At 60.9% G+C, this 12,011-nt stretch carries 12 protein-coding genes; 3 read left to right on the top strand and 9 right to left on the bottom strand.

Annotated elements, in window-relative coordinates:
- Window positions 1–13: 13 nt before the first annotated feature.
- From MU846_RS03740 to MU846_RS03700, 9 genes are all read right to left on the bottom strand, one after another.
- Complete coding sequence (locus MU846_RS03740; protein WP_246948568.1) at window positions 14–1,141, bottom strand: efflux RND transporter periplasmic adaptor subunit; 1,128 nt, start codon at window positions 1,139–1,141, stop codon at window positions 14–16.
- On the bottom strand, window positions 1,138–1,908 hold the full coding sequence (locus MU846_RS03735) for a TetR/AcrR family transcriptional regulator (RefSeq protein ID WP_246948566.1): 771 nt from the start codon (window positions 1,906–1,908) through the stop codon (window positions 1,138–1,140). Before MU846_RS03735 ends, MU846_RS03740 begins: the two co-directional genes overlap by 4 nt.
- A 214-nt stretch (window positions 1,909–2,122) precedes the next feature.
- Window positions 2,123–3,262 carry a radical SAM family heme chaperone HemW gene (gene hemW / locus MU846_RS03730; RefSeq protein WP_246948564.1) on the bottom strand — a complete coding sequence of 380 codons (1,140 nt, stop codon included), beginning with the start codon at window positions 3,260–3,262 and terminating at the stop codon, window positions 2,123–2,125.
- A 128-nt stretch (window positions 3,263–3,390) separates the two neighbouring features.
- A complete protein-coding gene (locus MU846_RS03725) occupies window positions 3,391–3,633 on the bottom strand; it encodes a hypothetical protein (protein ID WP_246948562.1) in 243 nt (80 codons plus the stop codon).
- 154 nt (window positions 3,634–3,787) lie between these two features.
- Complete coding sequence (gene rdgB, locus MU846_RS03720) at window positions 3,788–4,393, bottom strand: RdgB/HAM1 family non-canonical purine NTP pyrophosphatase (RefSeq protein WP_246948560.1); 606 nt, start codon at window positions 4,391–4,393, stop codon at window positions 3,788–3,790.
- Window positions 4,394–4,423: 30 nt separating this feature from the next.
- Window positions 4,424–5,017 carry a methionine biosynthesis protein MetW gene (gene metW, locus MU846_RS03715; protein ID WP_442780653.1) on the bottom strand — a complete coding sequence of 198 codons (594 nt, stop codon included), beginning with the start codon at window positions 5,015–5,017 and terminating at the stop codon, window positions 4,424–4,426.
- A complete protein-coding gene (gene metX / locus MU846_RS03710) occupies window positions 5,017–6,186 on the bottom strand; it encodes a homoserine O-succinyltransferase MetX (protein ID WP_246948555.1) in 1,170 nt (389 codons plus the stop codon). Before metX ends, metW begins: the two co-directional genes overlap by 1 nt.
- 80 nt (window positions 6,187–6,266) lie before the next feature.
- Window positions 6,267–7,178: a substrate-binding periplasmic protein gene (locus MU846_RS03705; RefSeq protein WP_246948554.1), complete on the bottom strand. Its 912-nt coding sequence runs from the start codon at window positions 7,176–7,178 to the stop codon at window positions 6,267–6,269.
- A gap of 103 nt (window positions 7,179–7,281) precedes the next feature.
- A complete protein-coding gene (locus MU846_RS03700; RefSeq protein ID WP_246948553.1) occupies window positions 7,282–7,668 on the bottom strand; it encodes an acyl-CoA thioesterase in 387 nt (128 codons plus the stop codon).
- A gap of 408 nt (window positions 7,669–8,076) precedes the next feature.
- On the opposite strand from MU846_RS03700, the gene MU846_RS03695 reads away from it, so the two are divergent.
- From MU846_RS03695 to pstA, 3 genes are all read left to right on the top strand, one after another.
- Window positions 8,077–9,105 carry a substrate-binding domain-containing protein gene (locus tag MU846_RS03695; protein WP_246948551.1) on the top strand — a complete coding sequence of 343 codons (1,029 nt, stop codon included), beginning with the start codon at window positions 8,077–8,079 and terminating at the stop codon, window positions 9,103–9,105.
- A 174-nt stretch (window positions 9,106–9,279) separates the two neighbouring features.
- Complete coding sequence (gene pstC, locus MU846_RS03690; protein ID WP_246948549.1) at window positions 9,280–10,656, top strand: phosphate ABC transporter permease subunit PstC; 1,377 nt, start codon at window positions 9,280–9,282, stop codon at window positions 10,654–10,656.
- Window positions 10,656–12,008: a phosphate ABC transporter permease PstA gene (gene pstA, locus MU846_RS03685; protein ID WP_246948547.1), complete on the top strand. Its 1,353-nt coding sequence runs from the start codon at window positions 10,656–10,658 to the stop codon at window positions 12,006–12,008. Before pstC ends, pstA begins: the two co-directional genes overlap by 1 nt.
- Window positions 12,009–12,011: the final 3 nt, after the last annotated feature.

Below are 12,011 nucleotides of genomic sequence, written 5' to 3'. Positions count from 1 at the left end.
GTCCTGGGCTTGTTCAGGTATTGGCCGGTTTTGGCGTGAGCTGCGGTGCCAGATCCACTTCATCGCTGATCTTCACCACGGTGTTGTTGCTCAGCTTCAGCAAGCCGGAGGTAGCCACACGGTCGCCGGGCTGGAGGCCTTCCAGAATGGCGACAAAATCTCCTCGCGTGCGGCCGGTGCGCACAAAGCGCCGGTTCACCACCAGCCGCGCTTCGCCATCTTTATCCTGCTGCTCGACAATCACAAAGACAGCGTTGCCATAGGGGTTGTAGCTGATCGCGGTTTGCGGCACGGCGAGCACGTCTTCTGCTTCGCCGAGGTCGACACTGACACGGGCAAACATACCGGGGCGGATCTTGCCGTCTTCGTTGGCCAGCGTGGCTTGTGCGGAAAAGTTGCGCGTTGCACGATCAATGCCCGGCTCAATGGCGGTGATGGTGCCCTGGAAGGTGTCTTCCGGCCACGCGTCTATCAGCGCGTTGATGGTCAAACCCAGCGAGAGATCGGCCAGGCGCTGCTCCGGCAGGTTGAAATCAATATAGATCGGTTGCAGTTGTTGCAGGCTGACAACCGGCTCGCCGGCCCCGAGGTATTCACCCAGGTTGATTTGCCGGATGCCTAGCCGGCCATCAAAGGGAGCGCGCAGGGTTTTCTGCGCCACGCGGGCTTCTTGCGTGGTGAGGCTGCCGCTGGCCTGATCGGCCTGGCTCTGGGCGCGATCCAGCTCGGCTTTCGAGATGCTGCCCTGGTTATGCAGGCGGCGGCTGCGTTCAAGCTCCAGGCGGCTCAGTTCGGCAGCGGCGCGTAGTGCCTGGAGCTGGGCGCGGTCGGCATCGTCTTCCAGACGCACCAGAATATCACCCTTCTTGACGAGATCGCCGGAGTTGAAGCGAATTTCGGTGACGATGCCGGCGCTTTCCGTGGTCAGCTGAGTGCCATTCACGGCCCGCGCAGTGCCGACCGCGGTGATTTCCCGCTCCCAGGTGAATTCCTTCACCTCGGCGACAGTAACAGCAACTGGCGGCACCGGCATGTTGTCGAAAAAGTCGTTCATGCCGTCGTTCAGCACCTTTTGCACACCGAACACGCCCCCGAAAATAATGACGCAGGCGGCTAGCATGATAATGAGACGAATGTTCATGGGGTCCTGTCCTCAGTGGGCGAGCAGTAACGGTGACCCGTGCCCTCGGGGCACAGGTCATCGAATAACGAAGCGCAGATGTGGGAGATTTGCCGCGTCAGCGCTACGTCATCGAGAGGGTCGAACAACGGCTGCCATTGCATGCCGTTGAGTTGCAGGTGCAGGTGCCGCAACAGCAGCCGGTACGGGTCATGCAATGCATAAAAATCCAGCACGCCTTCTGCGTTAACCAGATTATGCATGCCTTCGGTGAGTGCCCAGGGCCCTAGCGCGACGGCATGGGGCGACATGTTTTGCGGTGGCAGATCGCCGCTGTCGAGGCCATCCTGAACCACTTGCGCCACCATATCGCCCAGCGGGCGATGGGCTTCCAGCACGTTGTCACGACGCGACGGTGATGCGGCGTGCCAGATCACTTCGGTGCTGGCGTATTGAAACAGGCGGAAATGATCCGGGTGCCGAATGGCGAACAGCATGTCGGCGACGGCCAGAGCGATCATTCGCTCACGGCTGCCCGTTTGCCATTGCGCGGCGCGGGCCATGACGGCCATGCGTTCTTCGGCCTGGTCGGCGCAGATCGCCAGCAGCAGGTCTTCTTTCGAGGCGAAGTGTTGATAGAGCGTGCCGGTGGCGTAATCGCAGGCGCGAGCCACCTTGGCCATATGCAGTGACAGCAGGCCATGCTCGGTGATCTGCTCGCGTGCGGCATCCAGAAAGCGCTGCTCACGCTCGGCCAGTTCCCGCAGGCGTCGTTGTCGCGTTCCCATCCAGCTTCTCCTGCCGGACGCACGTTTTTCTTTATGCGTTTTCAGCTATGCGGCTTTTAGCCGCTTATGTACGCGCTTATATGCGGGTATGCGCTTGTGCAGAAAGAGGGCGCCCGGGTATTGCGTTTCTCCAAAGCCGGTGAGTATGAACGGGGTTCATAAGCTGAGCAAGCTTCGACCGAGTGGTCACAAAATTTATCCCTGCGCGGGCTTTTCAGCCTTGAAAAGCAGCCAGCACATTATTCAGAAAGCGCAGGCCGGTGGGCGTGCAGGCCAGCCGGTCAGGGTGCAGCAGACCGCGCTGTCGCAACTGCGCAAGAGCAGGCTGCAAGTGGCTCAGGGGCAGGCCGGTGCGTGCCGGAAACAGCGCCTGTGGCACACCGTCAAGCAGACGCAGAGCATTGAGCAGAAACTCGAAGGGCAGCTGATCGGCGGGGATGGTATGCGCGTCCCGGCGTCGCTGGCCGCCCTCGGCAAGGTAGTGCGCGGGCAGGCGTGTCTTGCGGTAGCGTAGAATTTCGCCCTGGGCCGGGTTGGTGATCTTGCCGTGAGCGCCTGCGCCGATTCCGAGGTAATCGCCGAACTGCCAGTAATTGAGATTATGGCGGGCTAGTCGGCCGGCCTGGGCGAAGGCGGATACTTCATAACGTTGGTAGCCGGCGTCGGCGAGCAGCGCAAAGCCGGTGGTTTCGGCGTCGGCCAGGGTGTCGCCGTCGGGTTGTTGCGGCGGGGCGCGAAAGAAGGCGGTGTTGGGCTCGATGGTGAGTTCATACCAGCTGATGTGAGTTGGGGCGAGTGCCACCGCCTGTCGCAAATCCGCCTCGGATTCCTCTGGTGTCTGATCGGGCAAGGCGTGCATCAGATCCAGATTGATGTTTTCAAACCCTGCCGCTTGCGCCTGCTGCACAGCCCGCGCCGCTTCTGTGCCGCTGTGAATACGGCCCAGCGCCCGCAGATGGCGCTCGTTGAAGCTCTGCACACCCAGCGACAGTCGGTTGATGCCGGCGGCATGAAAACCCTCGAAGCGCTGTTGCTCCACGGTGCCGGGGTTGGCTTCCAGTGTGATCTCGATGTCATCTGCAAACGAGAGGGCGCCTGCCAGGTAGCTCAGAAGAGCCTCGTAAAAGCCGGGCGAGAGCAAGCTGGGCGTGCCGCCGCCAAAGAAAATACTATTGATAGGCCGATTGCCGGCGGCGGCCTGTTCGTCGGCAATATCCTGTTTCAGGGCGGCAAGGTATTCCTGCTCAGGCAGAGCGCCTTCACGTTCGTGGGAATTGAAATCGCAGTAGGGGCACTTGCGTACGCACCAGGGCAGGTGCACATAAAGCGCCAGAGGCGGTAGAGCCAGAGTCATGACAAGGCCGTGCTGATGGGCTGGGGTGCAAGGAGTCTAGTGGGTCGGCGGCGTGGTGTCATGGCGGTGACGATGCGGGAAACACAAAGGGCGCCCGTGCGGCGCCCTTCGACAACGGCAACCGCCGTTCAGTTGGTGATGTCTTCGTAGGTGTCTTTGACGGCGTCCTTGCTGTCTTCATAGGCTTCGTCGACGGCCCGGCCGGCACGCTCCATGGCGCCTTCATTGCCGGTGGCGGCGTCAAAGGTCTTTTCAATGCGGTCACCGGCATCGTCTACTTTTTCGCCGGCCCGCTCTGCTGGCCCGTCGTCACATGCAGCGATGGCAAAGGCGCTGATCAGGGCCAGGCCGGCAAGCGATATCTTGTTCATGAGGATCTCCTTATCTGCTGACGATGAAACTGGATGTCATCGCAGAGACTACCTGAACCTCGGGTAACAGGGAGAGGGTCTGGTTGGCGGTTACGCACAGGTTTAACAGTTGTTTTTATTCGGCAGGCAGGTGAGGAAGCTGCCAGAAAGGTTTTCATGGGTGCGGCGGTGGCTGTTGTTGTAGCGCCTGTGCCAGAGCTTGCAATGCGCGGCCACGGTGGCTGATGCGGTTTTTTTCGGCGGGTTCTATTTCTGCTGCGGTGCAGCCAAGCGCGGGAATATAAAAATGCGGGTCGTAACCAAAGCCGTGCTGGCCGGCGGGCGTCAATTGCACTTCACCTTCCCAGCTGCCCTGGGCAATGAGCGGCACCGGATCGTGCGCGTGGCGCATGAAAACGATGATGCACTGGTAGCGGGCGCGGCGGCTGGCTTCAGGCAGTGCCTGTAGCCGTTTTACCAGCAATGCATTGTTGTCAGCGTCGGTGGCGTCGGGGCCGGCAAAGCGGGCGGAATAGATGCCGGGCGCGCCTTGCAGGGCATCCACTTCAATGCCGGAATCGTCGCTCAGAGCAGGCAGGCCGGTATGGGCGGCGGCGTTACGCGCCTTGAGGATGGCATTCTCGACAAAAGTGAGCCCGGTTTCTTCGACTTCCGGCACGCCAAACCGGCTTTGCGGCACCACATCGAACCCCAATGGCGCCAGAATGCTGTTGAGTTCGTCGAGTTTCTTGCGATTGCCGGAGGCGAGAACGATTTTCATGGTATTCCACTAACGTAAAGTTTTGTTGCCTCACCGGCTGACACGATAGATCGCCAGCTCACCGAAAAAATTGGGCCATAGCCGAGACAGGGTACCGCTGCGATGCTCCTGATTCAGCACCAGACGCTCCAGCACGCGGATACCGTTGCGCTGGCAGTGCGTGTCGAAATCCCGCACTGTGCACAGGTGAATGTTGGGGGTGTCGTACCACTGATAAGGCAGCCGCCGGGAAACCGGCATACGGCCCTTGGAGAGCAGATAGCCGCGCACGCGCCAGTAGCCAAAATTGGGGAAGGTCACAATTGCTTCCCGGCCCACGCGCAGCATTTCGGCGAGCACATGATCCGGGCGTTGCACTGCTTGCAGGGCTTGGGTCATCACCACATAGTCGAAGCGCTGATCGGCGATGTTGCCCAAGCCGCCATCGATATCCTGCTCGATCACATTCACGCCTTTTTCGACGCAAGCGGTGATGTTGTCCTGATTGATTTCCAGGCCGTAGCCGCGCACGCCCAGGTTGTCGCGCAGCTCGGCCAGCAGGGCGCCGTCGCCGCAGCCCAGATCAAGCACGCGGGCGCCGGCGGGTATCCAGTCGCGAATGATGGCGAGATCAGGGCGCAGCATCAGCGTTGAGCCTCCTTCCGGTCGTGCTCCAGCTCGGTGGCGATGCGGCGCATATAAGCCGCAAACAGGCGTGTGTATTCGGGCACATCCAGCAGAAAAGCGTCGTGGCCCTTGTCGGTATCCACTTCCGCATAACTCACATCCCGATCCACTGCCACGAGCGATTCGACGATCTCCTCGGAGCGATCTGGTGCAAAGCGCCAGTCGGAGGTAAAGGAAATCACCAGAAACTTGCAAGTGGCTTGTGCCAGTGCTGCTTCCAGCGAATTGTCGAAATCACGCGCCGGATCGAAGTAATCCAGCGCCTTGGTCATCAGCAGGTAGGTGTTGGCGTCGAAGTTGCGCGAAAACGTCTCGCCCTGGTGGCGCAGATAACTCTCCACCTGAAATTCCACATCAAAGCCGAAGTGAAAGCGACCGCTTTGCAGATCACGGCCGAACTTGGCGCGCATGGCATCGTCGCTGAGATAGGTGATATGCCCGACCATGCGCGCCAGAATCAGACCCTGGCGTGGGTAGGTGTCGTGCAGATAATAGCGGCCGCCATGAAAATTCGGATCAGTCAGGATCGACTGACGCGCCACTTCGTTGAAAGCGATATTTTGCGCCGAGAGCTTCGGTGCCGAGGCGATCACGGCCGCATGGGCGACGCGATCCGGGTAATCAATCGCCCATTGCAGCGCCTGCATGCCGCCCAGGCTGCCGCCCACCACGGCTGCCCAGCGCTGGATGCCCAGTTTGTCCGCCAGCCGTGCCTGGCTGGTAACCCAGTCTTTCACCGTGACCATGGGGAAATCCGGGCCCCAGGGCTGGCCGGTTTCCGGGTTCACAGTGGCCGGCCCGGTGGAGCCGTGGCAGCCGCCGAGGTTGTTCAGTGAGACGACAAAAAAATGATTGGTGTCGATGGGCTTGCCGGGGCCGATGCACTTGTCCCACCAGCCGGGGCGCCGATCGTTCGGGCTGTGGTAACCGGCGGCGTGATGGTGCCCCGAGAGCGCATGACAGATCAGCACGGCATTGCTGCCGGCCGCGTTGAGGGTGCCGTAGGTTTCGTAGATCAGTGTATAGCTGGGCAGCACGCGGCGGCACTCGAGTTGCAGGGGCTCATCGAAATGCATCAGCGCGGGCTTGACCAGCCCCACGGAATCGGGCGCGGTGTGATCGGGCATCGTGGGTAGCGTGTTAATCCTGTCGATCCAAAAGGCGCAGTCTAGGCGCTGTGGGAACGTCTGTCATCGCCGGCGGCCTGTTAGCGGCCGGGCTGACGCGCGGTGGTGTCTGTTTCCGGCCGATACCAAAGCTCGGGGCGGTGCAGAGGTGTTTGCGGCGGCAGTAACGGATTTTCCAGGATCAGCACTCGGCGGCCGTGCGCCTGGGTGCGCTCCAGAGCCTCACGGTGTTGCGGGAACTCGAAAAAGAGACGATCGAAACTGCCATCTTTCAGTGCCGCTTCCAGGCCCTGCGTCAGCCGTTCCGCCAGCGCGGTATTGTCGGGGGCGACGAAAAAGTAGGAGGCGGTGGGGTAATACAGCAGCAGCGCCGGGGCAACGGTGATCGCCATCTCCGGACGCTGGTCGATTTCTGCCCAGATTTCCGTGAGCCCACGAGGCAGATAATCAAAGCGGCCCTGTTCGAGCATCAGAAACAGGCTGTCGTAACTGCTGGCGCGCAGAACATGCAGGCCATTGGCGATGAGGATGTCGGAATCGGGCCAGTCGTGCCCCTGGCCGGCGCGCACTTCACGCAGCTGGTCGAGGCTGATGACGCTGTCGAACCAGTCGCTGTCTTCCGTGCGAATGATAAGCAGCCGGTAGCCCAGTAGCCCCTTGCGCAGCGGGATGCGCACGGGCCGCGCGCGTTGTTCACGCTCGATGGAGGTCATCGCCCACACCACGTCCAGCGCTCGCCCGCTGGCAAGCTCGGCCAGAGCGCGGCTCTGGGAGAGCGGCTCGGCCGCAGGCTCCATCTGGTACGGGCCATGGCTCGCCAGTGTCTTGTCCAGCGCGAGCCGCAATAATTCGACCAGATACAGATCTCGCAGATCCCGTTCGCCTGCCGGTGCGGGGTAGCGAATCACTTCTGTTGCGGCCGCCGTGGAGGCGATCACGCTACAGATCAGGCAGGTAAAGAGCACTCCTGTGCGGAGACACCACTGGCGCATAATCGATGCATCCCTGAGCTGTGGCAGCCAGTATAGCGATGCCCGCAGCACCGAAACCATCGGTCACACGGCTCATTCGGGGCTGTTGCGGGCTTGTTTGATGCTAGCGGACGGCCCGTGTGCGCCCGGTCTCGTCAATGGCAACAAAGGTAAACAACCCTTCGGTCACCTTGGCCACTTCGCCCATGCTGCGAATCCACACCTCGACGCGGATATTCATCGAGCTGCGGCCCACATCCAGTAGCTCGGTATAGCAGCTGACCACGGCGCCTACCGGCACCGGACGCAGAAAGGACATGGAATCGATGGCCACGGTAGCGACCCGGCCACGCGCTGCCTTCCGGGCGCACACTGCGCCGGCCAGATCCATCTGCGAGACCAGCCAGCCGCCGAAGATATCGCCGTTCCAGTTGGCGTCCTGCGGCATGGCAATGGTCTGGATGGCGAGTTCGCCGCTCGGTTGGGGCTCGTCGTCACGTTCTTCGGTCATGGCTCGATTCCGTTTCGTAGTCAAAAGGGCATGCAAGCGCCAGTTTACTGAAGGCCGGCACGCTTACAATCTATCAGGCCCGCTTCTGCGGCGGGATACAGCTTGCAGGTACGGTGTGTGGGCCGGGTTGGCGCCGGCACGATGACACGGCGGTTGCGTAATGGCGCAATCGCGAATGTGCGATTTGTCACCGTTTTGTCATAAACGGCCTCTAAAGTGGCGTTGCTCGGCGGTGGCGGTGGGTAAAAGGTCTGCTCACTTGTCATACCACTGCAACACTCGCGGTTGAGAATCCAGTGACCCTTGGCCCCGGGGGCCAGCGGGGGAACCGGAATCCGAGGACCCGCGAGGGGCCGGTATCCGGGAGGGATGCCCCTAATTCGCAGCTATGCAGACGAGGAAATGACAATGCGTATCAAGCAAACAGTTGGCCTGGCGATTGCCGCCGCCGCCATGACTGCCATCGCCGCTCCGGCCATGGCCCGTGACACCATCCAGATCGCTGGTTCTTCCACCGTTCTGCCGTTCGCCAGCATCGTTGCCGAAGAGTTCGGCAATGCGTTCAGCCAGTTCAACACGCCAGTGGTAGGCTCCGGTGGTTCCAGTGGTGGCCTGCGCCAGTTCTGCCAGGGCGTTGGTGCCAACACTATCGACATCGCCAACGCCTCCCGTGCGATTCGCGATGGCGAAGTGGAAAGCTGCGCAAGCGCCGGTGTGAAGCAGATTCTGGAAGTGCAATTCGGCTATGACGGTATCGTGTTTGCCTCGCGTGCCGATAAGGGTGCGTTCAAGCTGGAGCCGAAGCACGTGTTCGCCGCCGCTGCAGCACAAGTAGAGCGTGACGGCAAGCTGGTTGCCAACCCGTACACCCGCTGGTCGCAAGTGGACAGCAGCCTGCCGAACCAGGAAATCATCCTGGTGATCCCGGCTTCCAACCACGGTACCCGTGAAGTATTCGAAGAGCGCGTGCTGACTCCGGGCTGCCAGGCGTTCGACAGCATCAAGAAGCTGGACAAAGATGCCCAGGGCAAAGCGTGTCTGGATCTGCGTCAGGACGGCCGGATCATCGAGATCGCGGGTGACTACACTGAAACACTGGCACGCCTGCAAGCCCAGGCTGATGCAGTGGGTGTATTTGGCCTGAGCTTCTACGAGCAGAACCGTGACCGCCTGCAAGTGGCAACCATGAACGGTGTGACACCGAGCCTGGAAACCATCGGTTCCGGCGAGTATCCGGTTTCCCGCCCGCTGTTCTTCTATGTGAAAGGTGAGCACATCGGCGTGATCCCGGGCCTGGCCCAGTATGTCGAATACTTCCTGAACGAGCAGGTTTCCGGCTTCGGCAGCCCGCTGGAAGAAGCTGGTCTGATCCCGCTGAACGACGAAGAGCGCGAGCAGGCTCTGGCAGCGTTCAAGGCTCGCAAGGCAGTAAAATAAGCCTGAAGTTCCGGGCGCTCCGTTGAGCGCCCGTTTCTTTTCGGCAGCAAACGGCCCCCGGTGGCCCGAACAGGCGACCGGGGGCTGCTGGTTTGCGGGGCGATGTTGCCGCAATATGACAGCGCATCCGCTTGAACAAACTCGGCCCGGGCGATGGGGCTGACTGGAGTGACGATGAACAACCTGACGCTGATCGCCGGACTGCTGATGCTGATGGCGGTGGCTTATCAGATCGGGCTGATGCGCAGCCGTGCAGTAGCACGCACCGACAGCGAGCGCATGCACTCCCGGCCCGTCTATTATGGCTGGCTTGTCGCGCTCTGGTGCGGCGTGCCGGCACTGTTCGTATTTGGTTTGTGGAGCCTGCTTGAGCCAGCCGTCATCCGCTCGATAGTGATCGGCGCACTGCCAGCAGAACTCGCCGACATGCCGGCACAGCAAGTGTCGGTGCTGATGAATCGCCTGGGGCACATCGCTTCGGGCTTTGGTGTTGCTGGCGAAGTGGCGCCATGGGAAGCCGCTGCCGCTGAGCAGCTGACGCGCTTGCAGGCAATCAGCCAGCTGGCCAAGATCGCGCTGATGGCCTCGTTGGCGATGGCCGGTGTGCTGATGGCGCGGCGTCATATCCGGCCTTCCCTGCGGGCGCGCAACCATGTGGAAAAAGTGATTGCAGCCCTGCTGGCCATCTGTGCCGGTGTGGCGGTACTGACCACGGTTGGCATTGTCTTCTCCATGTTTGGCGAGGCGATGCATTTTTTCTCGTTCGTCAGCCCGATGGAGTTTTTCTTCGGCACGACCTGGAACCCGCGGTTCAGCACCACGGGGGCTGGCGGCCAGGGTGAGTTCGGTCTGTTGCCGCTACTGTGGGGCACGCTGATGGTCAGTATCATCGCGCTGCTGGTGGCGGTGCCGATTGGCCTGATGACGGCGATCTACATGGCGGAATATGCCCCTTCCTGGCTACGCTCCGTAGCAAAGCCGGTCATCGAAGTGCTGGCGGGTATCCCGACTATTGTTTACGGGGTGTTCGCGCTGATGGTGGTGGGGCCATTCTTTGCCTCGGTGGGCGACATGCTGGGCATCCAGATTCGAGCCACCAGTGCACTGACCGCCGGCTTTGTCATGGGCGTGATGATTATCCCGTTCGTATCGTCCCTCTCCGATGACATTATTACTCAGGTGCCGCAATCGTTGCGTGATGGTTCGCTTGGCCTCGGTGCAACCCGCTCCGAAACTATTCGCCAGGTGGTATTGCCGGCAGCGTTGCCTGGCATTGTCGGCGCTTTCCTGCTTGCCGCGAGCCGGGCAATCGGTGAAACGATGATTGTCGTGCTGGCGGCGGGCAACAGCCCGGTGCTGCACGCCAACCCACTTGAGGCGGTATCCACCGTGACGGTGACCATCGTCAATCAGCTCACGGGTGACACTGATTTTGCCAGCCCGCAATCACTGGTGGCGTTCGCGCTGGGCTTGACGCTGTTCGTCATCACGCTGGCCCTTAACGTGGTAGCACTGTACATCGTGCGTAAATACCGGGAGCAATACGACTGATGAGCAACGAAACCCTCAGTCATCGCAGTATTATCCAGGCGCGAGTGGCCAAGAGCCTGCGCAAGCGGCATGCCCGCGAACGCCGCTTCCGCGTGTTCGGCCTGGCAGCAGTGCTGGCTGGCCTGGCCTTTGTTGCCTTGCTGTTTATCAGCATTCTGGTGCGTGGTTTGCCAGCGTTCTGGCAGGCAACTATCACGGCCGAAGTATATTTTGATCCGACGCTGATCCAGCTTGAGCCCCGGCCGGTGCCGCGTGAAGGGGAAACGCCGCAAGCGTTCAGTGAGCGGGAGATTGCCTGGCAGAGCCAGCTCACGATGGTGAACTGGAACCGTATTCTGGAAAACAGCATCATCGCGCTGAAGCCGGAGCTGGCCAACAGCCGCCGTGATGTGCGGGCGCTGTTTACCAGCAGTGAGCGTTTTCACCTGCGCGATCTGGTCGGCAATGATCCGTCATTGATTGGCCAGCGCGTCACACTGGATCTGGTGGCAGATGCCAATGTAGATGTCTGGGTGCGCGGTAATATCGATCGCAGCCTGCCCGACAGCCAGCAGCAGCTGCGCCCGGCAGTGCGTGCACTGGCCGATGAACTGCGGGCAGAAGGGGTGCTGAATATCAAGTTCAGCAAAGCCCTGTTTACCAACCCGGATTCGCGCAGCTCACCTGCTTCGGCGGGCCTGGCCGGCGCGTTCATGGGGTCGCTGTTCATGATGCTGATCGTGATCTTTCTGGCAGTCCCCGTGGGTGTCGCCAGTGCGATCTATCTGGAAGAATTCGCGCCCCGTAACAAGATTACCGATCTGGTTGAAGTGAACATCAACAACCTTGCGGCGGTACCATCCATCGTATTCGGTCTGTTGGGGGCGGCAATATTCATCAACTGGTTCAGATTGCCATTGTCGGCGCCGCTGGTGGGCGGCCTGGTGCTGAGCTTGATGACGCTGCCAACGGTCATCATTGCCACGCGCGCCTCGCTGAAAGCAGTGCCGCCCTCCATCCGTCATGCAGCACTGGCGCTGGGCGCCTCCCGGGTACAAGCAGTTTTTCACCATGTATTGCCGCTGGCGATTCCCGGTGTGCTGACCGGCGCCATCATCGGTGTGGCACAAGCGCTTGGTGAAACAGCGCCGCTACTGCTGATCGGCATGAATGCGTTTGTCGCCAACATCCCCACCACGCCATTTGACCAGTCAACCGCGCTGCCGGTACAGATCTTTCTTTGGCAAGGCAATGAGCTGCGCAATTTTTTCGAGGCGCGCACCTCGGCAGCGATCATTGTGCTATTGACAATGATGATCAGCCTGAATGCGCTGGCGATCTGGCTGCGCAAGAAATTCGAGAGAAGGTGGTAACCA

The organism is Alcanivorax quisquiliarum (assembly GCF_023051175.1).
Classification (GTDB): domain Bacteria; phylum Pseudomonadota; class Gammaproteobacteria; order Pseudomonadales; family Alcanivoracaceae; genus Isoalcanivorax; species Isoalcanivorax quisquiliarum.
The sequence above is the reverse complement of the archived record's forward strand: the minus strand, read 5'-3'. Positions and strand labels throughout refer to the sequence as shown.